Source organism: Aquimarina sp. AWH4_224 (genome assembly GCF_056160245.1).
This window is the reverse complement of record NZ_JBSWWU010000004.1, coordinates 294,631-319,783: the sequence shown is the minus strand read 5'-3', so window position 1 is coordinate 319,783 and position 25,153 is coordinate 294,631. Positions and strand designations below refer to the sequence as shown.

Annotated in this window: 24 protein-coding genes and 1 tRNA gene; 20 read left to right on the top strand and 5 right to left on the bottom strand. The window is 35.4% G+C overall.

The genetic code is table 11. The annotated features are described in order from the left end of the window. Nucleotides 1–84: 84 nt before the first annotated feature. The gene (locus ACXAGJ_RS10430) at nucleotides 85–1,473 is read right to left on the bottom strand and encodes a dipeptidase (protein ID WP_474839557.1); all 1,389 of its coding nucleotides are present in this window, start codon (nucleotides 1,471–1,473) and stop codon (nucleotides 85–87) included. A 152-nt stretch (nucleotides 1,474–1,625) separates the two neighbouring features. On the opposite strand from ACXAGJ_RS10430, the gene ACXAGJ_RS10425 reads away from it, so the two are divergent. The 20 genes from ACXAGJ_RS10425 to ACXAGJ_RS10330 all read left to right on the top strand — a co-directional run bounded on the left by ACXAGJ_RS10425 (nucleotide 1,626) and on the right by ACXAGJ_RS10330 (nucleotide 18,653). Beyond that, nucleotides 1,626–1,707 (top strand) — tRNA-Leu (locus ACXAGJ_RS10425). A 364-nt stretch (nucleotides 1,708–2,071) separates the two neighbouring features. Continuing rightward, nucleotides 2,072–4,024, top strand: a complete 1,953-nt coding sequence (locus ACXAGJ_RS10420; protein WP_474839555.1) for a type IV secretory system conjugative DNA transfer family protein — start codon at nucleotides 2,072–2,074, stop codon at nucleotides 4,022–4,024. A gap of 20 nt (nucleotides 4,025–4,044) precedes the next feature. Further along, entirely contained in the window at nucleotides 4,045–4,584 is a 540-nt protein-coding gene (locus ACXAGJ_RS10415; RefSeq protein ID WP_474839553.1) for a M23 family metallopeptidase, read from the top strand. A 9-nt stretch (nucleotides 4,585–4,593) separates the two neighbouring features. Further along, nucleotides 4,594–5,847, top strand: a complete 1,254-nt coding sequence (traM, locus tag ACXAGJ_RS10410) for a conjugative transposon protein TraM (RefSeq protein ID WP_474839550.1) — start codon at nucleotides 4,594–4,596, stop codon at nucleotides 5,845–5,847. A gap of 1 nt (nucleotide 5,848) precedes the next feature. Continuing rightward, on the top strand, nucleotides 5,849–8,194 hold the full coding sequence (locus ACXAGJ_RS10405) for a TraG family conjugative transposon ATPase (RefSeq protein ID WP_474839548.1): 2,346 nt from the start codon (nucleotides 5,849–5,851) through the stop codon (nucleotides 8,192–8,194). 38 nt (nucleotides 8,195–8,232) lie between these two features. Continuing rightward, entirely contained in the window at nucleotides 8,233–9,075 is an 843-nt protein-coding gene (locus ACXAGJ_RS10400) for a DUF4138 domain-containing protein (RefSeq protein ID WP_474839546.1), read from the top strand. A gap of 18 nt (nucleotides 9,076–9,093) precedes the next feature. Beyond that, nucleotides 9,094–9,588, top strand: coding sequence for a hypothetical protein (locus tag ACXAGJ_RS10395; RefSeq protein WP_474839544.1), 495 nt, complete (start codon nucleotides 9,094–9,096; stop codon nucleotides 9,586–9,588). A 34-nt stretch (nucleotides 9,589–9,622) separates the two neighbouring features. Continuing rightward, on the top strand, nucleotides 9,623–10,225 hold the full coding sequence (locus tag ACXAGJ_RS10390; RefSeq protein ID WP_473283270.1) for a hypothetical protein: 603 nt from the start codon (nucleotides 9,623–9,625) through the stop codon (nucleotides 10,223–10,225). A gap of 31 nt (nucleotides 10,226–10,256) precedes the next feature. Beyond that, nucleotides 10,257–10,820, top strand: coding sequence for a hypothetical protein (locus ACXAGJ_RS10385; RefSeq protein WP_474839542.1), 564 nt, complete (start codon nucleotides 10,257–10,259; stop codon nucleotides 10,818–10,820). Nucleotides 10,821–10,848: 28 nt separating this feature from the next. Next, nucleotides 10,849–11,394, top strand: coding sequence for a hypothetical protein (locus ACXAGJ_RS10380; protein ID WP_474839540.1), 546 nt, complete (start codon nucleotides 10,849–10,851; stop codon nucleotides 11,392–11,394). Nucleotides 11,395–11,425: 31 nt separating this feature from the next. Further along, a complete protein-coding gene (locus tag ACXAGJ_RS10375) occupies nucleotides 11,426–11,959 on the top strand; it encodes a hypothetical protein (protein ID WP_474839538.1) in 534 nt (177 codons plus the stop codon). A 70-nt stretch (nucleotides 11,960–12,029) separates the two neighbouring features. Beyond that, nucleotides 12,030–12,911, top strand: coding sequence for a hypothetical protein (locus ACXAGJ_RS10370; protein WP_073318047.1), 882 nt, complete (start codon nucleotides 12,030–12,032; stop codon nucleotides 12,909–12,911). Between the two features lie 21 nt (nucleotides 12,912–12,932). Then, complete coding sequence (locus tag ACXAGJ_RS10365) at nucleotides 12,933–13,214, top strand: hypothetical protein (protein ID WP_073318049.1); 282 nt, start codon at nucleotides 12,933–12,935, stop codon at nucleotides 13,212–13,214. A 102-nt stretch (nucleotides 13,215–13,316) separates the two neighbouring features. Beyond that, nucleotides 13,317–13,637 (top strand): hypothetical protein, encoded by a 321-nt coding sequence (locus ACXAGJ_RS10360; protein ID WP_139242030.1) that lies wholly within the window; start codon nucleotides 13,317–13,319, stop codon nucleotides 13,635–13,637. Nucleotides 13,638–13,805: 168 nt separating this feature from the next. Continuing rightward, nucleotides 13,806–14,432, top strand: coding sequence for a hypothetical protein (locus tag ACXAGJ_RS10355; protein WP_473283278.1), 627 nt, complete (start codon nucleotides 13,806–13,808; stop codon nucleotides 14,430–14,432). Between the two features lie 38 nt (nucleotides 14,433–14,470). Next, nucleotides 14,471–14,893 (top strand): PH domain-containing protein, encoded by a 423-nt coding sequence (locus ACXAGJ_RS10350; RefSeq protein ID WP_474839534.1) that lies wholly within the window; start codon nucleotides 14,471–14,473, stop codon nucleotides 14,891–14,893. Nucleotides 14,894–15,128: 235 nt separating this feature from the next. Beyond that, entirely contained in the window at nucleotides 15,129–15,929 is an 801-nt protein-coding gene (locus ACXAGJ_RS10345) for a hypothetical protein (protein WP_474839532.1), read from the top strand. A 66-nt stretch (nucleotides 15,930–15,995) separates the two neighbouring features. Then, complete coding sequence (locus ACXAGJ_RS10340) at nucleotides 15,996–16,745, top strand: hypothetical protein (RefSeq protein ID WP_474839530.1); 750 nt, start codon at nucleotides 15,996–15,998, stop codon at nucleotides 16,743–16,745. A 136-nt stretch (nucleotides 16,746–16,881) separates the two neighbouring features. Beyond that, on the top strand, nucleotides 16,882–17,658 hold the full coding sequence (locus ACXAGJ_RS10335) for a hypothetical protein (RefSeq protein ID WP_474839528.1): 777 nt from the start codon (nucleotides 16,882–16,884) through the stop codon (nucleotides 17,656–17,658). Between the two features lie 164 nt (nucleotides 17,659–17,822). Next, entirely contained in the window at nucleotides 17,823–18,653 is an 831-nt protein-coding gene (locus tag ACXAGJ_RS10330; RefSeq protein WP_474839526.1) for a hypothetical protein, read from the top strand. Between the two features lie 127 nt (nucleotides 18,654–18,780). On the opposite strand, the gene ACXAGJ_RS10325 is transcribed toward ACXAGJ_RS10330, so the two are convergent. The 4 genes from ACXAGJ_RS10325 to ACXAGJ_RS10310 all read right to left on the bottom strand — a co-directional run bounded on the left by ACXAGJ_RS10325 (nucleotide 18,781) and on the right by ACXAGJ_RS10310 (nucleotide 25,140). Continuing rightward, nucleotides 18,781–19,539 (bottom strand): LytR/AlgR family response regulator transcription factor, encoded by a 759-nt coding sequence (locus ACXAGJ_RS10325; protein WP_474839524.1) that lies wholly within the window; start codon nucleotides 19,537–19,539, stop codon nucleotides 18,781–18,783. 379 nt (nucleotides 19,540–19,918) lie between these two features. Next, entirely contained in the window at nucleotides 19,919–20,368 is a 450-nt protein-coding gene (locus ACXAGJ_RS10320) for a hypothetical protein (protein WP_474839522.1), read from the bottom strand. Nucleotides 20,369–21,600: 1,232 nt separating this feature from the next. Further along, entirely contained in the window at nucleotides 21,601–22,887 is a 1,287-nt protein-coding gene (locus ACXAGJ_RS10315) for a KamA family radical SAM protein (protein ID WP_474839520.1), read from the bottom strand. An 18-nt stretch (nucleotides 22,888–22,905) separates the two neighbouring features. After that, complete coding sequence (locus ACXAGJ_RS10310) at nucleotides 22,906–25,140, bottom strand: TOMM precursor leader peptide-binding protein (protein WP_474839518.1); 2,235 nt, start codon at nucleotides 25,138–25,140, stop codon at nucleotides 22,906–22,908. Nucleotides 25,141–25,153: the final 13 nt, after the last annotated feature.

The following is a 25,153-nucleotide window of genomic DNA, read 5'->3' as shown; positions in this document are numbered from 1 at the left end:
TAAAAAATTAAGTTTCCAAATCTTAAATGAAAAAAACCACTCATTTTGAGTGGTTTTATGTTGATGATATCCTTAAAAAGGTTACTATTTACTTAGTTCTGTAAAATATTTATAAAACAACGGAATCGTTTCTATTCCTTTTAGATAGTTCCATACTCCAAAATGTTCATTTGGAGAATGAATAGCATCACTATTCAGACCAAATCCCATCAAAATGGTTTTACTTTTTAGTTCTTTCTCGAATAGTGAAACGATAGGAATACTACCTCCGCTTCTTTGTGGAATCGGAGTAGTACCAAAAGTATCCTGATAGGCCTTACTAGCAGCTTGATATCCGATATTATCAATTGGCGTAACATATCCCTGACCTCCATGGTGTGGTGTCACTTTTACGGTTACCGCTTCAGGAGCAATGCTTTCAAAATGTTTTGCGAATAACTCAGTGATCTCTTCCCAATCCTGGTTAGGCACTAATCGCATCGAAATTTTGGCGTAAGCCTTACTTGCAATTACAGTTTTGGCTCCTTCGCCCGTATATCCTCCCCAAATTCCATTTACATCTAGTGTAGGGCGAATCGAGTTGCGCTCGTTTGTAGTATATCCCTCCTCACCATATACATCATTAATCGCTAATGCGTTTTTATAAGCATCAATAGAAAAAGGTGCCTTAGCCATTTCAGCTCTTTCTTCTTTTGATAACTCCTCTACCTTGTCATAAAACCCTGGTATGGTAATATGATTATTTTCGTCATGTAATGAGGCAATCATTTTGGTCAACACATTGATCGGATTCGCCACTGCTCCTCCATATAATCCACTATGCAAATCTCTATTAGGTCCTGTAACCTCAACCTCAACATAACTTAGTCCTCTTAATCCTGTTGTTATAGACGGAACATCCTTTGCGATCATTCCTGTATCGCTGATCAAAATAACATCGTTGGCTAGTTTGTCTTGATTTCTCTCTACAAACCATCCTAAACTTTTGCTACCTACTTCCTCTTCACCTTCGATCATGAACTTGACGTTACAAGGTAATTGATCAGTTTTGGTCATGAACTCCAATGCTTTTACATGCATATACATCTGCCCCTTATCATCACAAGAACCACGAGCAAAAATTGCTCCTTCGGGATGAATATCTGTTGGTTTTATCACAGGCTCAAATGGAGGACTATCCCATAGGTCTAATGGATCTGGTGGTTGCACATCATAATGTCCATACACCAATACAGTTGGAAGGTTTTTGTCAATTATTTTTTCTCCATATACGATAGGATATCCGGGAGTTTCACAAATCTCTACTTTATCACATCCTGCGTTTTCAAGACTATTTTTGATCTCCTGAGCAGTTTTTATCACATCCTTTTCGTAGGCAGAATCTGCGCTGATCGATGGAATCTTAAGCAAGGAAACAAGTTCGTCTACAAATCGATCCTTATGCTCTTGAACGTATGAATTTATATTTTGCATGAAATTGAGTTAATTAAGGCCTAAAAGTACTAAAACTTTATATTTTTTGAGAAGGTTGTTTTTATTTTAAAAGTATTGTTTATATTTGCACCCGCTTACTAATAAAAGTGAGACTTTTTGTACCGAGTCCTAAGGGGTACAAAATTAAAAATGCGGGCGTGGTGGAATTGGTAGACACGCTAGACTTAGGATCTAGTGCCGCGAGGTGTGAGAGTTCGAGTCTCTCCGCCCGCACCGAAGAAAAGCTTCTCTTTTTTGAGGAGCTTTTTTTATACCCAAAAGTTAAATACTACTTAGAGAGACGAAAAGTTTATCCTGAGCGCTTCGACTTTGCTCAAAGTGACACAAGGTACGAGCCGAAGAAAGATTCTCCGTCCACACTACAACAGAAAAGCCGAATCAGTTGATTCGGCTTTTCTGTTTATACACATTCGACAAAAGTATCTATCACTTATTTATCCAAAAAATACATTTATAGATTGTAATAAACCACTTATCAACTCAATCGGACACTTACTCATTTTCATTACCTAGACCCATACATCTGGACTAATTTTACACCGTAAAACACTGACAACTAATATAATAATATCACATCATGAAAGACGGTAAACTATCCATAGACATCATCATCATCTTTGCTTTCGTAGTGTGCTTGGCAATGCTATCGGCTGATATTTACGGTAGTTATCTGGATTTCTTTGTAGACAAAGGATTAGTGAATAGTTACCTGAACAATATTCTAATTAGCATTTATAGTAAGGCACCTGTTTTACAATCTTCTGTATTTACAAGGTTCGTTTGTATTTTATTATTTGCTTTCGCTTCCTTAGGATTTCAAGTCAAAAAGAAACCAGAAGGCAATCATCAGATCAAATATTATATTATTGGTCTAGCAATTGGGGTTATCGTATTTGTTTTAACCCCTTCAATACCCACTCCAATTTTCCTAAACTTAGGACTTACAGTTGTTTCTTTTGTAGCATTTATTTGGGGGTTTATCAACTTCAGAAGGCATTTTGATTTCTATGGCCAAAAGGATGAGTTTAATGAGAAGAACCTCATCTTCAAGCAAGAAAAAGATGTGATGGAGAACCCGTATTCTGTAAACTTTAAGACGAGTAACGGAGTGGTAAACGTGGTGAATCCTTTTAGAGCTACTATGGTATTAGGAACTCCAGGTTCGGGAAAATCATACTCTGTTATAGAAGAATACATCAGACAGCATATTCAAAAGAAATTTACCATGCTGGTATATGATTTCAAATTCCCATCATTAGCCAAAGAAACCTATGCTTTTTTTCAATACTATAAAGAACAATATGACATAGAACCCGATTTCAGTGTTATCTCACTGGATGATATCGAACGTTCGAACTTCGTAAACCCGATCAGTCCCGATTTGATCAATAAAGCGGCAGATGCGATTGAAGCAGCACAAACTGTATTATACAACCTCAATAAAGAGTGGATTACTCAAAAGGATTTCTTTGCGCAATCCGCTATCTCTTACTTCGCTTCTTGTATCTATTTCTTAAAGATATATGAGGATGGTAAATACTGCACACTACCACATGCCATAACATTGGCTGCTTGTCCAGATGAAAAGGTCTTCAAAATATTTGGAGAGTACAAAGAGCTCAAATTCTTTATGACACCGTTTGCTGACGCACTCGAAAAAGAAGCATTTGAGCAGTTATCCGGACAAACCGCATCAGCCAGAATTCCGCTATCACAACTAGCTACCAAAGAATTGTTCTGGGTAATGGGTAATAATGTGTATCCAGAACTAAATGTCCCTTTAGAAATCAACAATCCCAAGGAGCCTTCGATCATGATTCTGGCCAATTCGCCAGCTACGCAAACCACAAATTCACCAGCCTTAGGTTTGATTGCTACACAGATATTAAAAAAGATCAATCAGCAAAACAGACAACCCTGTTCTGTGATCATTGATGAGTTGCCAACCATGTATTTTATGGGATTAGACAACTTGATTGCAACGGCAAGATCCAACAAAATATCTACGACTATTGGGATGCAAGATCTAGAGCAGTTAAAAAGAGACTATGGAGATAAAATCGCCGAAACCATCTTCAATATTGTAGGAAACATTTTTAGTGGATCGGTTAGAAGCGAAACAGCTACCAAACTACAAGAGGTATTTGGTAAGAAAAAGCAAAAAATGAAAAGTGTATCTGTAGATACCAGTGCTACCTCTTATAGCATTAGCGAAAATCTGGAATATGTAATGCCAGTGGCTACGCTTTCGCAATTATCCCAAGGAGAGTTTGTAGGTATAGTGGCCGACAACTTTGGAGAAGAGATTAATCGAAAAATATTCAGAGGGAAAATACAAATAGATAAACGTACGGATGCTATAAAAACAGCCATTCCAAAAGTATTGGATGAAGATGATGACGTGGATAGTTTAATGGATGGCAACTTCAACAGAATCGTGGAAGAGATTGATATCCTCGTCGCCACCGAACTATACAATATTGAGTTTGCTCAGGAAAACGAAACCAATACTGTATCTGAAACTGCATAAAAAAACAAAGGAGAAAAAAGATGAAAAATTGTAAAGCAACATATGGTGTTTGCCTATTGCTACTCATGTTCTGCGTAGCTACCATAGCCGCACAAACCGCTACAGTAAAAAAGTATGAGAACATTCCGGTTTATTTCCCATTGGATAAGAACGATTTTGTAACTGTTTCTTCACCATATGGATTTCGAAACCATCCGATTCTTAAAGAAAACAGACTACATCAGGGCATCGATCTGGTAGCCACAAAGGGGAAGCCTGTATTTGCCGCTGCTAACGGAACCGTAGAAAAGGCTGATTTTGTTAAAGGTTATGGAAATCGAATTCTACTAGCTCACGGCGAAGAGATCAAAACACTATATGGTCACCTATGGATTAAAATGGTAAAGAAAGGGGATACTATAAAACAAGGGCAACTCATCGGTTTGGTTGGAGATACCGGAAGAGTAACCGGCCCACACCTGCACTACGAAATATGGCTCAAAGGGAAAAGAGTAGACCCACTGCTAGTTTGGAGAAGCTGGATCAAAAAAGAGGATAAGGAAATCGCAATGAATCAATAAAAAACAAAAATGGACAAAAACAAAAAAATAATAGCGACAGTTGTATTTGTAGCCTTTATGGCGCTGATAGGTGTTTTCATAAAAGTAGCCATCATGCCATCTGGTGAGTCAGATAAATCAGAAGCCAAAATCAATATTTTGACGCCAAAGGTTGATGACAAAAAAATTAAGAGAACTTCAAAAATTCAAAACTACGAAAAAGACAAATCCATTTTTGGGCTCAACAAGGTAGTAAAAAACCTTAGTGATGTAGAAGATGCTGAGAAACAAGTTTACGTAGAAGAATCAATCATCAGAGGAATGGAAGATTCCCTGAATCCACAAGAATTAGAACAACAACAAAAATTATATCAAAACGATGCTTATGCTAGCGCTGCTAATCCGGCTTATAATCAAGCAACAAAATCTCGGAATACTCAAGAAGTTGAAGAGGTTTATATAGACGAAGAATTGCAAAGAATAATGGCCTTGCAAGATCAACTTATGGAGCAATCCAGAATGGCTGCACAATCCGATAATCCCGAAGAAAATCTAAGTGCTTTTGTGGATTCGTATAACCAAGTTGCTGCTGCCCACGGACAACCTTCTATGGAGATGAAATATGAAAACGGTCAAACTGGCCTTGGAACCGGAGTTGGTGGAACTAACCCAGAAGATATTGCTAAAACTGCTCAAATGGCAAGTGAACGAATGTCGAATGCTATTAAAGATAAGTTTACCGCAAAAAATCACTTTCAGGGAGCGGGATCTGCCAGAGGGGATGATAAAATCGTAGGATTAGTACCCGCAGAAACTGTAGACCAAGGGGTATTGGTTAATGGAAGCACCATAGCGATAAGAACCAAGAAAGATGTACGATTAAAAGAACCCGCCTTATATATTCCAAAAGGATCAGTGGTTTATGGGAAAGTTAATCTTTCAACGAATAGATTAATGATCGACGTCAATAGCTACAAGGCCCATGATAAACTTTACCTATTGGATTTTAGTCTCTACGATTACGATGGACGAGAGGGGATTCATTTAGGCAATCGAACCTGGCCCAAAATTCCTTCCAAAGTAGCTAACGATGTATATGATTATGCTTACCAAAGAGGAACTCAAGCCGCAGCATTAGGAGGAAACAACAGCATTAATCTGGATGAGGCAAAAGACATCGCGATCCTATCTGCTGCCAAAGAAATAAGCACAGAGATATTCGATAAAAGAACAGTGTATATGCCCAAGAAATATCACCTATGGTTTAACATTAACACCAAGTAACATGAAAAACGACACACTAAATACCGTATTTCCGATATATGCTGTAGAGAATGATCTAATCGTATCAAAAAAGGGAGATATCAGCGTTGGGTACAAGCTAAAACTGCCACAAATATATTCTCTGGATATGGCTGCTATCGAAAGGATCAATCAGTTATTTGATAAAATCATCAGGTCCTTACCAGAAGATACGATTATTCAAAAACAAGATTATTTCTTTGTCGATACCGTAAAAGAAGCTATTGCAAAAGGAGAGCACATGCTATCCCGAAGTGATAACAAGTTTTTCTACGAGAAACCCACCCTAAGTCACGAGTGTTACTTGTTTATCACCAAGGATTCTAAAAAGAAAATGAGTATCACCAGTAGTCCAAAACAATACGAGAAGTATATGGAAGAAGTAGATACTTTTCTAAAAACAGTAACTACCAGTATTTCTTTCCTGATCAAAGAAGAATTTTTTGAAGTCGAAAAGATGAAAACCGATTGTATGCTGGAGGTTATCGGAAAGTATTTTTCATTATCTCCAAAAGGGAATCAAGCATTGCAAGATATCTTCTTTGATAAAAAGCTTCAGGTAGGTAATAAAGTAGGAGAAATGTATGCCATAACTTCATACGATCAATTACCGCTTACCATAGAGACGACGAAAAAGAATATCGATTTCTCTACCCAGAAAACAAATTTTCAGATTCCTTTTATCCAACCAGTATGTCTAGGATTAGAATGTAATCATATTTATAACCAGGTGATCTACATCAGTAGCTCTGACAGTATTTTTTCAAAATTAAAGACCAAACTCAACCAGTTTAAAAGTTTAGCCATTTTATCCAAAGAAAATGAAGTTACCTATGATCAAATTGATGAATTGGTAAGTACGGTGATTGAGAAAGAGTTGAAATTCGTAAACCAACATTTCAATATCATTCTTTGGGATACTTCTGAAGAAAAACTAGAAAACCATAAAAACCAGTTAGAGAATTCCTTTAAAGAATTAGGGATTACTCCATACCAAATAAAATACGCCTTAAAAGATTTATACATTAATAATGCTCCTGGTGCTTCGGTTTACATTCCAGAAAACTACAAATTCATCGGGATTTCTGAGCAAACCCCAGTATTCCTGAATTTCGAGAGCTATTATGAAGGAAATACCAACGGAATTTTATTAACCGACCGTAAAAACGGGGCTCCTGTACGATTGGATTTATGGGATGAGCCCTTAAAACGAGGACTTATCGTAAATCGTAATCGACTCATCTTTGGTCCTTCGGGTACAGGAAAATCATTCCTGATCAATCATATCGCCAGCCAGTACTATGAGCAAGGACATCATATCGTAATGATCGATATCGGTAACTCCTATAAGAAATTGTGTCAACTCGTAAACGGTCAATATTTTGCCTACGATTTGGATATGCCACTACAGTTTAATCCTTTTTACTTCCAGAGCTTAAGTGAAATAGATAACGAAAAAAAGGTATTCCTTACTTCTCTGATCTTGTTTTTATGGAAAGGTGATGATCCGCATATGAGAGAAGAAAAACAAATTATCGGGTTGTATCTGGACGCTTACTACGAAAGTTTTGAATCTAATAAAGACAAGTTTCCTTGTATGTCTTCTTTCTACGAGTTTGTAGATCAACATTCGGTAATGGATAATGAGGAGAAGTACTTCGACAAAACGAGTTTCCAGTTGTCACTAAGAGATTTTCATGATGGGAAATACAGTCAAATACTCAACTCCAAAGATCAGATCGATTTGGTACAAGAACGATTTATAGTATTTGAGATGGATAACATCAAGGATCACCCGGTTTTATTCCCACTGGTTACCATGTTATGTATAGATGTGGTCATGGGAAAAATCAGAAAAATCCCTGAGATCAAGAAATCCATATTTATAGACGAGTGCTGGAAACCTATTTCTAAGGGAGAAATGGCACAATTCATCAAATACCTATACAAGACGGTAAGGAAATTTTACGGAGAAGTAGCTATTGCAACACAAGATGTTGAAGATATTTTAGACACTCCTGCAGGCCCAGCTATGATTAACAACACAGATACGATGATTCTTCTTTCTCATAAAAAGAAGATGGCCACCAAGGATAAGTTTGCACAATATCTATCCTTCAGTGAGTCTGATCTTGAAAAACTATTCTCTACCGATAAAAGAGAAGTTTTTATCAAAGTGGGTAGTGTATCCAATGTATACAAAGTAACCGTATCACCAGAGCGATATGCTTGCTACTCCTCTAACGCAGATGAAAACAAATTCATATACGATGTCTACAACAAGAAGAAAAATATGCAATTGGCATTACGAGAATTTGTAGAAAGATAATAAACAGTTTAAACGAACAGCATAAAAGACAACCAATTATGAAACGCATTTTTTTAATACTACTAACGATTATAGCAAATCACTGCTTAATTCACGGTCAGGATAATCTGGTACCTATCAACAAACAAGATACTTTGTTAGTCTCTGACGTAAAAACAACACATCTGTTATTTGATAAAAAAATCAAGTATGTAGATATAGGATCTCCATATTTTGTTGCAGACACTTTACCACAGATGATTCGGTTAAAGCATATAGGAGAAGAACTTATCGATAGCCGAAGCCAACTCTCTAACCTTACCGTGATCACTGATGATGGAGGTTACTATTCTATCGCATTGGGATATGATCGTTTTGCTCCATCTGTGACTTATAAAGTTAAAGCCTCAGATCATTTAGTATCTGTCTTTAAAAAAGAAGAGGAGGAAGAAAAAGAAAAAGAAGATCAGTTTGAATCGCTATGCACTCAATTGGCAAGGCATAGCCGAAATATCATGAACATTAAAGATGGTAAAAAAGGGGATTTGAGAATAGAGGTTTCAGGAATATACTACATCGAAGAGAAAATCGCCATTCGCATAGCGTTAAAAAACGAATCTACACTAGATTTCGATATCGACAATATCCTGTTTAGAACCAAGCTACGCAAACGAATGAGTAAGGATTATCTATATCAGGAACGTGTCATTCCTCCAATCTTTACCTGTACCGATAATTTTGAAATCATAGGTCATGGTGAACAATCGGTAACCTTACTGTTTAACAAGTTCATGTTGAATGAAAACGAGAAACTGGCCATAGACATTTTTGAAGAAAATGGCGGTAGATCAGTAAGTATCGATATCCCAAGAGAGCGATTATTACGCCCAAAGATTATCTAAAAACTTGAAAGCAAAAAAATGAGAGCACTTATTGTAATAGGAAGTCTTTTTATCACTATGTCCTCATCGGCTCAATATCTGGATTTCCCAGGAATGTTCATGAGAGGAACCGAAAGAAATAAGGTAAGAGAATGGGGTCGTCAAATGACAAAAACGACTACAGCCTATACCAGTACTGTAGCACCCACCGCAACGATTATGGCTGCAAAAGAGCGCTATTTTTTTACTCCAGGAATCACTATCAAATATGATGATTATAATGATATCTGTAATGGATACATAGGGTTTAAATCAAGAGGTGCCTGCAACAATAAAAAGAACTATCTGATATACGCTCATAAAAGGGTACTGTACCTCTTATTGACGACCACCAAAAATAGGGTAAACGTAGGGGTTATGGAGCAAATTGAAGAGAAGTATGTGAGTATCACCAATACCATATATAAAGAGCTTGAAGCAATGAAACGGGAAGCAGAGCGGAAAATTCTGTATCGATTATTATCCAAAAGCTAACACACAGGGGATTAAAAAACAAAAATACAATATCATGAAAGGGACACTAAAATTAATCATCGGACTACTATTTATTAGTCAAACATGTTTCGGACAATTTGTTCATGTACATACACATTTCAACAATAACGACAAGAAAACACGTCAAAAGTTAGTAGAGCTTGGAGTCACTGTAGGAGCGAGAAACGGTATCATGGAATACCAGAATTCTTTGCTATCACAATCCAATAGGAATATGGAAAAAATGTTGGACGAAAACTACAAGCGAAAACATAACTATGAAGAAAAGGATGGGGCATCTCTAGCTGCTTCAATCGTATCCTCTTTGGCCAGCACTACTGTATCCAAGTATGCTGTACTACCGTATATGACAAGAACGAAAAGAGAATACTTTGAGAACCTCTCTAAAGACAGAGCTATTCTTCTTGCCTTAATGTATTTAGATAAATCGAAAATTAAATCCTCTAAGCGTCAAGAGATTTATCAACTGCGAAGTGAGCTCATAAAGGAGTTTTCAAAATACGATAAAGATGCCAGAAGGATTCTATTCTTTTCTGCCCTTGGATTAGTGGTTATTAACTATGCTACTTTCTCTGAGCTATCCGGAACATTAAAGGTAGCAAACATCGTACTCTAAATATCAATGTAATCAACAAATCATTGCAGCAATGAAAGCTATACAAAAAATAACGATAGTGATCTGTCTTTTGAAAGGGTTAACCATTTCCGCACAGGAATATCCTTTTCTAACAGATCCAGGATCTATGGGAGGTTCTGTTGGTGCCTATTACTTATACAGATCATTACTGTCTGAAGAGAAGAAATTAACTTCTGAGATTAACAATTACAGAAACAAATACTATGAACGACTTGCTTACCTAACAGGTCCTACTGCAGCAGGTGCTCTTTATGTTAATGACAAGTTGGATGAGGAAATGTCTAATGCTAGAAAACGATACAATACACTAACCAATAGAAATAGCACCATGGCTTTCTTTAATTACACCAAGAAAAAGAGAAACACCAAGAACCTGGCGACTGCAAAACAGATGATCGATAATCTGCAAGGAGAACTCGACAACAATAATTCGCTGATTATTCTATATGGAGACAGGCTCAATCTATATCAAAATGCGATGGAATCTATTTTCAATATTCATCGACTTCTCGATATGATTGAGGATAGTGTAGAACAAAGTGCACTGACTGATTTTATTACAAGACGAAAATAACGCTGACACTGAATTAAAGAACTAAGACATGAAAAGAATTTTGATATATGTACTGTTTGCTATGCTAAGCTTTTCGGCAAAGTCACAAGCGGTTATTACACATACCGTGAATGTAAGCTGGACGGATAACCTTTCTCAGAGCCGATATAAAAGCATCAATAGCGAAAATCATAAGTTAACCGGGAAACTAACTGCAAACACTCCTTTCATCCTAGGGCTTAGCAGGGTGTATAAAGAACAATATGATGAACTAAAAACATTAAATCGTTGGTTTGAGTTAAGAGCTAAAGGAAGTATAGCAAGATTCGCAAATGGGACAACCTTTAGTAATAATGTTTATGACAGTATGGGATATATTCATACAAAGTACCCTGTACTCAATCTAAATCCTGGAGATACCTTTAGAAATCTTGTTATAAGAAGAAGATATAGCACTAAACTAAATAGGGAAAAAAAGAGGATTGAAAACTATGCAAATCCCGACAACCCAATTCCTGAAGGAGAACGTATTTATCTCATACTCTCAACCATAGAAAACGTACTAAATATCACTTTACACAATGAAGAATATTAGCATAGTTACAATCATCTGTTTGTGCTGGTGTATGAGCATTCAATCACAAACGCACTCCTCATCTATAGCCGATGTAGTCGTCGCTGCAGAAAAAGGAGTTATTGCGGGGCTTCTAGGAGTGGAATTAGACAATAAGAAGGATCAACGCAGACAGGTTAGAAACCTAAAAACCAAAGAAACTACTTATGCAAAAAACAGAAGAGTTACGGGTAATCTCAAAACTTCTCCTGTGTATGGAGCGGTGTATATCATGTCTAATAGTTTAAGTACTAAAATAGACAAAGTAAAATCAAATATAAAGACCAGAAAGTACGCCACCTTTGGTATCATGCATGGACTTAAACGTCACGAAGCTGATCTGGAAAAACAAGAAGAATACTATAAAAAATTAAAGTCTGAGTTAGAAGTTATTTCAAGTGGTTTGCTCCTTAGCGGAGGAACCGGATATAACTACACCGCCTTCTTAAAATTATTAATTCGGATGATGAGAGTTAGAGAAAAAGTACATCAGATAGATAAAGACGTATTAAATCTAATGGGGGTTTCCAGGATCCTGGCAAAGTAGAACACAATCCTATTGAGAGGACTCTGGAATAATAATCATGTCGTATTGGGAATAAACAAAAAACAAAAAAATGGATTTAACAGATATTATAAACAGTCTACAGACTGCTATTTTTGAAGGGAATGTTGGAGATAAAAACCTATTTGGGTTATACCAATATATAGATCAAATCATAGATTATGCTTATGGCTTAGCTGCCGTACTAATGATCATCTTAGTAGGGTCTAAAGTAATCACTTACTTTGCCAACCCATCGGGGAATTTGGACCCATATACTCTGGTAAGGCCCATCTTAATCTTAGTAGCCTTAGTACTGTATAAACCACTAGTAGAGCTTCTTTTATTTAGCCCTACAGATATTATAGCCGATGTGACCGAAAATGCGGCTCATTATGTAACCAAAGTGGGTGACGCTAAAGAATTTGAAGACAGTTACAATGGAAGTATCACACATATTCAGGATAGTAATGCCGACGGAAGTGGTGATGGTGTCTATGACGTGCTACAAATCAATCCGTTCTTAGAACTACTACACCTTATCATCTTTTTTATTGCATCTGTAGTTGCAGGATATATCATGCTGCGGCAGATTATTTACAAAGCTATTTATTTTGTCATCGGGGTATTTGCCTTACCATTAGCTTTAATCCCAGGCAACCAAGATGTATTGAAAAAATGGTTTTTCGGTTTTTTAGCTGTCCTGTTATGGATCCCTATTCTTACCATTCTCAAAACCATTTTAATATTAGTTCATAATAATACTGCATCGGGAGGTTTTACCCAGATACTCATGTCTATATGCTTACAAGTGGTGATGATCATTGCAGTGCTTAGAGTTCCAAAATACGCGAACATTTTGGTGAGTGCTGGTAGTGATTCTGGAAGCAATTTTACAGCTAGTTTTATGACTGTACCTGCCATGGCGATGTATAAGAAATTAAGAGGGAAATAATCATTAAAAAAACAAATTATCATGGAATATAAAACACCAAAAGTATTAGAAAAAAAGCCGGTAATAGCTGGGTATGACCTTCAGACTATTGTTATCATAGTAGCATCTATACTCCTATTTGTATTTACCATATTCAAGTCCTTTTTGTTATCACTCATATTTCTTGCCATTGGCGCTATGTATGTCTATGTAAATAAGAAATTCCCGCAAAAAGGAGAGTTAACCACTTTATTAAAATACAACTCAAGTACAAAGTGTATTAGGATCGATCAGCAAATCAGATCGATGGTCAAAAACAAGTAATCAAGAATTATAAAAATAACGAATAAAATAATTGTCAAACTTTAACCAAACAACAAAATGAAAACTTCAAAATTTAATATTAAAAATTTAAAATTAAACAACATGAAACTTGAAATTAAACATTCAAAACTATGGTTAACGGTATTGTTAATCGCCATTAACATAGCACCGTTATTTGCCCAGACCGATGATGTAAACACCAAGCTAGCGTCTTGGGGAGAAGACATTAAAACCATTCTTAATGCAGTAGTAGGGATCTTCTCTTTTGCCGGAGGTTTTTTAATCTTCGTTCAATACATGCAAGGTAACGAACAGGCACAAAGAAACTTTATTCGATTCATTATCGGATTAGCGATATTCGGATTGGTGGCTTTGATAGCAAATATTTTCTTACCAGACGCAACAGCAACCACTACCCCATAATTAGTTAACACACTGAAATTTTAATAATCAACAGCCATTAAAATGTCTTAATAAAAGACCTGCAATGTCGCTGTAAAGAATGTATAGCTGAGCCCAGGGAGGTTATCGGCCGGGATAAATCATGTCCTTGAGCTCGGCACACATTCTTCAACTTAAAAAGAAAACACAATGGATTTAAAATCATTAAAAGATATTCCAGCTAGTTTTGCGTTGGCAAAAAAATCGCTACTCTTTGGACTCATCATTTCTACGTTAGTTTCTTTGGGTAGTCTTACTTGGGCCTTTTTTACAACACAGAGTATTAGAGATACGGCCTATGTACTTACCAAAGACGGAAAAGCAGCCTTAATGCAAGGCGTGAACGTAAGCGAAATAGACGCGTATAGAAAGCCCGAAATTCTTAATCATGTAAGGATGTTTCATACCGCATTTTGGGAGATAGATGAGTTCAATTACAAAAGAAACATTGACAAGGCATTATACCTTGCAGGAACCTCAGGGAAACAACTCTATAAAACGCTAGATGCTAATGGACATTTTGCCAAGATATCTACAGAAAATCTGAAACAAAAACTCATTATAGATTCTATACAAGTGAATGATCAGGTCAAGCCTTATCAGGGAATATTCTACGGAAAATTAAGAGTATTGAGAACAGATCAAAAGACAGAGTCGATAAATGAGCTAAGAGCCAAATTTGTTTTACACAACGTTTCCAGAACCGATAAGAATCCACATGGATTGCTTATAGAAAACTATCATTTGGATCTAAAGCCTATTGAATCCAAGAAATAGATAAAAAACACTAATCAATTAAGGTTAAAAATTGAAGTATGGAAGAAAAAAAATTATGGGCAGGAGTTCCCTCGCAATGGATAAACTTCATGTTTTACCTTTGTTGTATACCATTAACCGCAGCTTTCGGATTGGGGTTGATACTCGCCTTATGGAAATATTATGACACAAGACTTCATAAGTTGCTAGTAACCGATCAACGCATCATTGAAGAACGAGGGATCTTCTCTAAAACCACTAACGAAATAGAACTATACAGAGTAAAAGACCTTACGTTTGAACAACCTTTTTTTCTCAGAATTTTCGGCTTATCCAATATTGTTTTGGTCACTGCAGACCACTCCAGTCCAACATTTGTTCTGAAAGCCATAAAAGGAGGAAAAAACCTAAAAGAACAATTGCGCATTGCCATTGATATTAGAAGAGACCTTAAACGAGTAAGAGAACTAGATTTTAGTTAATTTAGGAACAATTGACAGCACCCAAAATATCAAAATCAGGGTCAAAAGAATATGATTCTATCCAGATTTTCGGCTAATCGTTAACCTTTTCACAAGAGCTAAATAACTAATTAAAAATCAAAAACATAGAAATTATCTGGAGATGCATTCATCTTTTCAGGAGCCACTCTTCATTTCAATTTCTATAGATGACATAGTAATTAAAATTAATAGTAACCTTTAAAATTAGTACAACATGCCAAAAGAAAGATTAGAATATGAGAGTGACTTTTATAAGCCTGAAAATATTGTAGCCTATACCGGGGATCTTACCAACAATCCAACGGTATATTTCAAACAAATCATGGAGGATGGTAATATCAAATTTGGACATATTACTCAGACTCACGAACGTGATAAAATTAATATTGGAAGGGAAATGGTTGAGTCTGATCCTACCTATACTCTGAAAAACGAAACTATCGACAACGAATACATTTCTGTTGAAAGAGTGAACAAAGAAATCATTCATCCCAGTCGAGGCCCCCATACCGTAGTAGGTCCCAACGATAATCTGATAAGGGACGAGCTCGCACAATCAATCACAAAGCACAAGGGCTGCAAAAAAATGTATACCCGCGATTATATCCAGGAACAAATGGATTTTATCAAACAGGAACCTAAGATTGGAGATCAAATAGAGCAATTAGCCGATCTTAACCAAGAGCTTGAAGAAATCATGGATCAATATGTTGACACCTATCCTGAGCACACCAAGGATTTGCTTCAAATGAAAAGTGAATTAAAAGGAAAAGTAGGAAATGAATACTTCAAGTTAGTTGAAGTACGAAAGGAACAAAAAGTCGCTCTGGAAGCATCCAAAAACTCGAAAAAAGAAAAGAAAGTTTCAAAAACAGGTAGAAAATGGTCGCTTTCCTCTTTTTCCAGGGCACAAAACAAAGACAAAAAACCTAAAGAAAAATCAAATAACACATCAAAAGACAATAAAAAATCTACAAATACTAAGAAAAAGAGAAGTTTCAGTTTTAAGAGATAACTCCTCAACAATTCTAACACGTTACATACAATCAAATCAAGTAATAACCTTTAAAATTTAAATATCATGCCAGACAAAAGAAAAAATTACGAAGAAGATTTTTACACCAAAGACAATATTGTGGCTTACACAGGAAATATTGATGACAACCCTACGGTTTACTTCCAAAAAGAACACAGTAACGGAGATATCACTTATGGGCATATCACCCAAGCTCATAAATACGATAAAGTAAACATTGGAAAGGAAAAAATCAGCACTAACAAAACCTATAAATTGGTTAACGAAGTAGTTGGTGAAGATTTGGTATCCAAAGAATACGTAAATGGTAAATCATTCCATACCAGTAGAAATCCGCATAAAAAAGTATTGCCAAATGATCACAAGATCAAGGACAAACTAGCAAAAGCTATTGAAAATAATCCTGGTATCAAGAAAATGTATACCAAAGATTATGTACAAGAGCAATTAGAATTCATCCAGCAAGAAGATCTTAAAGATCAGCAGAATCAATTAGTCGAATTAAAAGACGAAATAAAAGAGATCAATCATCAGTTACAAGAGATTCGCAGACATAAACCGAAGACGATTGTCCGTCTCGAAAACGAACTGGAAGCTTTTGAAGACGATTTAATAGAAGAGTTTGAAAAGGTTCAGGACAACATTAACAAACAGAGTCAAAAAGACAAACCAAAATTAAACTTTAGCGAGCCTTTAAATAAATCGGCTAAGCTTAGTAGTGATCAAAAAGCACAACTAGATAGTTCTAGTAGTCAAAACAAAAGTCAGAAAACAAAAAAACCACTTAAAGTATAGGAATAACACCAAGGTTTTCATGTTCAACATGATTTCATTTTGGTTGGTTGAAGAGGAGGTATTCGTTTTGATGTTTCAAATATGAATACTTCCAAACTTCATCATCAATAAATAGTAACTTCAAAAAACGATTACAATGCCAAAAAAAGGAAAAGACTACGGAAACGAACTTTATAAACCAGAAAACATCGTAGCATATACCGGAGATATTGATAAAAATCCATCTGTGTATTTTCAAATCAACCATGATAATGGTGATATTACCTATGGACACATCACACAAGATCATAAGAACAAATTCAATATTGGTAAAGAAGAAGTAAGAACAAGTGATTCTTATGAATTTAAAAATGAAATGGTATATAACGAAGAGACCGAACTAAATGAGTTGAGATCTTTTGAATATGACCAGAATGTAAAGCAGGGCACTCACTTTCATAGGAGTCGTAATCCACATATAAAAGTAGACCCTAATGATCTTGAAACCATAGCAAAACTTGCTGAATCGATCGGATCCTGTAAGGATATTAAGCCAAAATATCTTGATCAATATGTACAAGACAAAATAAAAGAGTATAAGGACACTCCTGATTTTGAAAAAAAATTAGATGAATTAAGTACGACCATTGAACAGGTAACCAAAAAATATGTAAAGAAAAAGCCTGGTAACAAACTAAGGTATGAAGCAAGGGAGAAAAGGTGCAAGGATCTAATAGACATAGAGAAAACAACATTACAAAAAGATAAAATAGAAAAAGAGAAGGTAAATGAAAAACCGAATCTTATGGGAATGAGTAAGCCAGTAAATTTATCAAGCCAACTAAGCGACTCTCAAAAATCTCAATTACAAAACGCGCAGTCGCAGAAGGATCCAAAACAGAGCAAGGATAACAAGAAGACAGTACAACTATAGGTAGTATCCCCTCTGGATATTCAAAAATTGTGATAAAACCGAAGGATTCATGTTGCACATGATTTCATTTTGGTTGGTTGAAGTGGAGGTATTCGTTTTGATATTTCAAATATGAATACTTCCAAACTTCAAAAAAATCAGAATAACTTCAAAAAGGAAATAACATGTCCAAAGACAAGAAACAACAACAAAAAGAAGGTCAGGAAGAGAAAGAAAAAAACAAACGTATCAGCTTTGAGGAAGCCATAGACGCTATGCCTCAGGAAGCACAACTTGCTTTACGTTTGATTATGGATGCTTTGAAACTCTCTTTTCAAATCATTAAGTCTCCTCATACAGCTTGGAAATTTTATAAAAAACACTCCTCAAAAGACGATACTTCTGAAGAGATTGAATCTGAAGTTGAATTAGCATCGGTGATAGAACAAATTGAAAAAAATATCATAGCCTTTGTAGAGAAACACCCAGATCCCAGCAAAGCTCAACTAGATGAAGTGCTCGAAGCATCTTTTAAAGATGTACCAGAGCATTTGCAGCCCGTCGTACAAATGACTACCGAAAATGTGATGCACCGATTAGAAGTCGAGAAAAAAGAAAAAGCGGTTAAAAACCAAGGGCAAAACCAAAAAGAGCCCTTAAAAGAAAAGCATCAAAAAGAAGATGCTAGCCAGAAGAAAGAAGAAAATATTGTACAAAAACCTGACCCAAATAAAGAAGTTGAAAAGCAGAAAAATGTCAAGCAAAAGCCTGAGATACTTCCAAATCCATTAAAAGCACAAGGTAAAAACAAAAAACGTAGCCATAGTGTTATTGAAAATAAAAAGGAGAAACAGGAAAAAAGCCGACAGTATGAACCAAGAATGAGAGCTGCTTTTTGCCAACCTTTAAATCAAAAAAACAGCCCTATTAGGGATAAGTACAAACAGAAGAGTAAGCAAAAGAATAATAGTAAACTTGATCAACCAAAAAAGATAAACAGAAGATTTAGCGTCTAATCTAACACCCTATATGATACCAACAATATGCATCCCAAAACCTCAAAACCTTGTATAAAGAAATCGTTGATAAACGAAACTCCTTTACACAAGGTTTTTGATCATTATTTTACAGAAAAAATAGGTTTTACTTTATCCTTAAGTATTGATAAAAAGAATCTATTCTTCTTTTTGATACCGGCAAAAACTGCTGATCTACAATTTCTAAATATACCCCATCCTTTTTCTGTACGTTGGATACAAAGTTCATGTTCACCAAATACGAGTGATGTGTTCTAAAAAAGTTGTTGTGCTGTAGTAAATTTTCGTAGCTCCCCAGGTTTTTACTCGATAAGATCATCTCCCCATTACTGGTGTGAAAAACCGTGTAATTCCCATCTGATTTTAAATATAGAATCTCATCTACCTTAATGATTTTCACCTCGTTGAGACACGAGATAGCTATAATTTTTAATGGATCTGCTGCGACAGGTTTTTCGTCTTTTCTTGTATAAGACCTTTTAAGCTCTAAATTAGACTGTGCTTTTTCGACCGCTTTAATTACATCCTCGGCAATAATCGGTTTAAGTATATAATCTGTTGCTGCATAGCTAAACGCTTCTAATGCATAGTCTTTTTCTGAAGAAATAACTATTAATTCCTTTTCCTTAAGATGCTCAGGAAAATGTTCAAATAATTCAAAAGCGCAATCACCTCCCAAATTAACATCCAAAAAGATAATATCGAATTTACCTTGTTTAAGGATTTTAAGAGCTCCTTTCTTACATTTTGCAACTGTCTTTATCACCACATTTGGACAATTTCTTCGTATCACCTGTTTCAGTAACTCTACCTGACAGGAATCATCTTCAATAATAATTGCTTCTAATACATCTAACTTATTCATAATATATTTTTAATCAACAATTTGTAATGATTTTAATTGTATTCAATCTACCTTATTCATTAATATAAATAGTGCTAGTAGGTATTCACGAAAAGGGAATTTTGACGATTGAATTTACATCTAGTACGAAGGTGTTTTACTTCGTTGATTTAACCATTATTAATTTGGGATGTATTTTTAAAATCTGAAATAGTATTTGGGTAATATTATGATTCATTTTGTTTAAGCCCCAAAGTTTTTCAATAAGATCGCTGGTAAAAAAGTAATTTTTCATCTATAGAGTAGTTTTAAGATTATGTATCAAATGTAGTTTCAGAAATCTTAATATGAAATACGTATTCCCACCTAAATCTACTTCTATTTTATTTTTATTTACCGCCTATAAATATGGATCTACCAGGGTATAACCTAGTTGTTTTCTAATTTTCATAACATATTTGGAAATGTTTCCCGGTTCGATAGTCTTATTTTTTGACGGTATGATGTAGCTATCCAAAACCTGATCATAAATCGTTTTAGTGCCAAAAGCTCCCAAGTCTGCACATATTTTTATATGTATCGCAATATGTTTATTTACTGTACTACAATTATACACTTCAATCCTTATATCAGGATCATCATTAAGTTGTGCAGTAATGTAGCTGTTAACTGGGATCTCCATGTTTTCAATTTTCCCAGTTCTCATTTTATTAAACTGACTTGAGTAATGGATATCATAACAATTCTCTCCACGTTGTACCAACTGTAAAGTTGTTTTTATACGTTTCCCAAATAGCCCACTCCCCAATTTGACTATTTGCGTTCTTGTATTGATAATAGGATATGACATACTTTTCAATTTTAGATTAATAATGAAGTAGTAAATTAATTATGGAATAAAATTATAGAATAATGAGGGCTAGAACTATTTCATGGTATTTCATTAGAAGTTTAACTGATTTTAGAAATTCCCTTAAATGCCAAGGGCTGTAGAACCATACCCCCCAGATTCTACAGCACAATTATGTTAGATTGTAAACTTGGCTTTATGAATATCAAATCATTTTGTTTTCCTGTAATTTTCCCTTGCTCATTGATTTGATATAACTTTCTTTTTAATGTTGGCTAATTTTATTTTGTAAACACAAAAAATACCTTCAATATCCCGAACACTATACTTTTTCTATACGAGTTTTGTGTGTCTTGAGTTATCATTTTAAAAGATGTTTTTAATTGTTATTGTTTGATGAAACAAATATATCTCGATCGCTCAGAAAATAATATTTCATCATATTTCACTGCTTATTTCACCTCCCCAAAATGCTATAAAAAAAAGCTGTAGCATCTACCCCCTGATCCTACAGCTTAGTCATCTAACATCGTCCTCTTAACACTCATTGTACATCAAATCATTTCTCCCTATGTTCTCCCTAATTTATAGATTGATCTGATGCAACTTTATTCTTTAATACGTTTAATTAGTTTGACAAGACAAATATATGTGGGGCTAGCAAAAAATAATATTTCATCGTATTTCATTACTTAATTCATAATCCTCAAACACTACAAAAAAAGCTGTAGAATCTACCCCCTGATTCTACAGCTTAGTCATCTAACATCGTCCTCTTAACTCTCATCACACATCAAATCATTTCTCCCTATGTTCTCCCTAATTATAGATTGATCTGATGCGACTTTATTCTTTAATACGTTTAATTAGTTTGACAAGACAAATATATGTGGAGCTCATAAAAAATAATATTTCATCATATTTCACCTTCCTAAAATGCTATAAAAAAAAGCTGTAGAATCTACCCCCTGATCCTACAGCTTGGCCATCTAACATCGTCCTCTTGACATTCATTTAGCATCAAATCATTTCTCCCTATGTTCTCCCTGAATTATTGATTGATCTGATGCTGCTTTATTCTTTAATACGTTTAATTAGTTTGACAAGACAAATATATGTGGGGCTAGCAAAAAATAATATTTCATCATATTTCATCACAAAACAAAAGAGCAGTAATCACCTGATTTACTGCTCTTTGATATCTTTTTTATTTTCAGAAACTCTCTAAGTCACTAATGCATTTGCGCTAACGGCACCTTTTCTTCTTTGAATAATTCAAACAGATCACCGGCACTCTTGGTATGCTCGTCGTATGGGATCAATTTAATTTTTCCTTCTCCATCAGTTTCGGGAGGAGATTGAAGACTTTTAAGCACAAAATACTTTTCTCCGTTAAGCTCGGTTACTCCATCCAACAATACTCGATTAAGGTCATTCATAAAAACCGGCCCTCTTACTGTTCTTGCCAGACCACTAGTTTCCTTTTGAGCTTCCTGAAAAACACGAAGTGCTTCTGCAAGAGGTACCCTAAAGCACGATTCTGGATTATGATCTGCTTCTACAAACAGATAGTAGGGCACTAGACCATTCGCTATTTGATGTTTCCATAGCGCAATAAGATCCTCTGGAGTATCATTAATACCTTTTACCAGGGGCCCTTGACAACGTATCACGGCTCCTGTCTGTCGTATACGTTGGATAGCTTCTTTTACCACTTCATTTTCCAACTCTCTTGCGTGCGTAAAATGTGCACAAAAGTTCAAATGTTTTCCTTTGGATTGTATGTATTCAAAGAGCTCTAATAATGGCTCAGCATCTTTATCGGTAGTAAATCGGTATGGCCACCAGGCTAATGCCTTAGAATTAAAACGAATAACTTGTACCGATTCTATTTCTAAAACAGGATCTATATATTCTTTAATTTTTGATGCTGTCAACACCAATGGATCTGCACCAGTAAATAACACATCGGTAATTTCTGGATTAGCTTTTAAATAAGGTATTGGATCGTATGGATCTCTATACGCAGTCTTTTTTTGAGCTTCTACATTATCAAACGCCACCCATCTGAAGCAATAAGAGCAATACGCATGGCAAGTCTTTACCATAGGATCAGGAAACAGGTTTAATATGGTTGGAAAATTTCTATAAGCTCCGGTAATAATCTTGCCATCCATTTCGGGATACCCAGTATCGGCATGCTTTACTTCTGGATGCATTTTTTTTCTGACGGCTTGTACAAAACTATTCCTGGTTTTTGCATCCATACCCAATTGAAACAATTGTTTTAGGTGCTCAAAATCAAAAGCACTTAACATTTCCTTTCTTGGGAAAATCAACTTATAAATTGGGTCTTCTGGAACCTCATCCCAGTTAATCAGGTGTTCTAAAACATAATTATTTGCCTTAAAATGAAAAACAGTAGATAAAATGTCGAAAACCTCTCGCTCTCCTTCTGGTAATCTGTCGTAATATGGGGTATTTTTAAAAGTTTTATTGTTGAATGATTTGAATATCATAAGATGTGTTGTTGTTGATTAAATAAAGATACTTTTAGGATTGAGTTGGCTTTCAGACAATTTATTGTCTAACCACCCCATTTTGACGGGTACATCATATAGTCTCCCTGGTCCCGTCCTTCTCCAGAAGTGACGCAGCCCCGGCGCTATTACTTTTACAACGGGCAAACCTACATCCCCTTTTGTCAAATCAAGAAACAGCACTTCCAGATCATTTCTTTTTGCCGTTTGAATACAAAAATTTAGTGCGCTTTCTAAATCTGGATTGCACAAGGCAGGGTAATCTGTCTGAAGATTCTTCTTTTGAGTTGTAGTTGGCTTTAAATATTGATCTGTTTCTAAAGTTGCTGTATTCAACCAATCTATAAAAACAGGGTCCTTTGTGAGATAGGTTTCTGATTGAACAATGGGTAATAATTGATTTAACTCTATTACTGCTCTCTCTATGGCAATATTGGCATCTACATGTGTACCAAACGCATAAATGATGTCACCTTTCTCAGCATTAATCAAGGATGAAATTGCCACAAATGTGGGTATATTTAGGTCAGAAGTAATATCCAAAACATAAATGGTACGGTCTAAAGATCTGTAATATTCACTTACCGTTTGCAGATAAGGGTTTTTTGTAGTCGACAAATCTACCTCGGGCCTTCTAATTCGGTTATACCACCAAATAGCGGCAGCATCTCTTTCTACCAGTTCTAAAAAACCTTGTAAAATAGCTTCTTTTATAGTATTTCCTGCAGCACAACCATTAGAGTCGGGATACGAGTACAGTTTGTTTTCGTCTTCTGCCGGATATTGAGAATAGCTAAAACATGAAGGTAAGTGTTTATGTTTTTGATGGGTTAAAGAATAAAAAGAAGTCCATTCCATTTTTTCTTTACCATCAAAAGGTTGTGGAACATACGCATAAAACTTGGAAGTATTCTTGTTAATTTCTTCTCTGTTCTCAAATTGCGCTTCACTAAAATTCATGCATTCATTTGGCAAAATAGCATCCTCTAGATCCTCATAAGACGCCATAAAGCTATATTCATCACCATGATACATCAAACTGTAGCGTTCGATAGCTTCGCAAAGTGCTCCTGTTTTTGCTTGACTACTATTTTTTCCTTTACCTCCATTTCCACTTCGCAAATGATGGTTGAGCCAAAATAATGAAGTGCTTTGTAATGCTCTGTTACGACCAGAGGCAAAATTGAATATAGGTGTACCTTCCTTTTTATGGTATGGTGATACCTTGGGCACTACTCCTGTGATATTACTTATATGATGCTTATATTTTTTAAATGTTTCTTCGGCTGGAACGGTTCTATAACCTCCCAAAGTATTGCTAATAGTTGTCGCTGCATCAATAGTAATTGGAGTGGTCTTTTTCTTAAAAATATGTTCATCACCACATGCTTTACACTGTGGTCGTTTGGTGACTGTATGGAGTGTACTTTGCATCGTTTTTGTATCAAACGAAACAATTTTTCCTTCCAGTTTGTGATTTTTTTCTTCGTATAACCATTGTATGATTTCCATAGCTACCATATTACTGGTAATACGATTAGAAATAGGGTGTTCGGGACGTATTTGATCCTCCTCGTTATACCCTGTTGATTTATAAAACTGCTTAAACGGTTGGTTAATCATCAACCTATGATGCAAGCATTCCCAACATGCTGTTTGACCTGGAACAAAAATTGGGCCTATCATAGTTTCAACACCTGTGGGTTGAACCATTAACCATGTTTTCTTCTCTTTTATAAACTTCTTGTTGAGTTCTTTTAAGGAGTTATGACTGTAATCATCCGTTATTACAATAGTAATTGAAGATGGATCCGTACTAATTCGTATTCCTGTTTCGCCGCAGATGTTTTTTAAAACAGTATCATCAACGTTCCCTACGGTATGGATTTGAATTGATTTTTCTGACAATACTTTTTTTAGCCTTTCTACATCAAAGCCCAATTGCTCCCAATACGCTGTTTGTTCGCTTGAAAAAGAGGAATCACCTTCTCTGATAAATCCTTTCCATTCGAAAGAGGATATAATTTTAAAAATTGAAATGAAATCTGACCGATCCAAAAAGTTTTGAGCAAGTTCCTGGGTAGAAAATTTACCCTTTCCTATTTCTTCTAAAACATCTATTTCTAATGGATCAGATAAGGTAATAATATCATGATCAGAAATTACATGAAGTAATTTCTGATCAATTTTTGTGATATTAAGATTAGATTTTAACCTAGGGTTGTCAATCATAAATTCTATAATG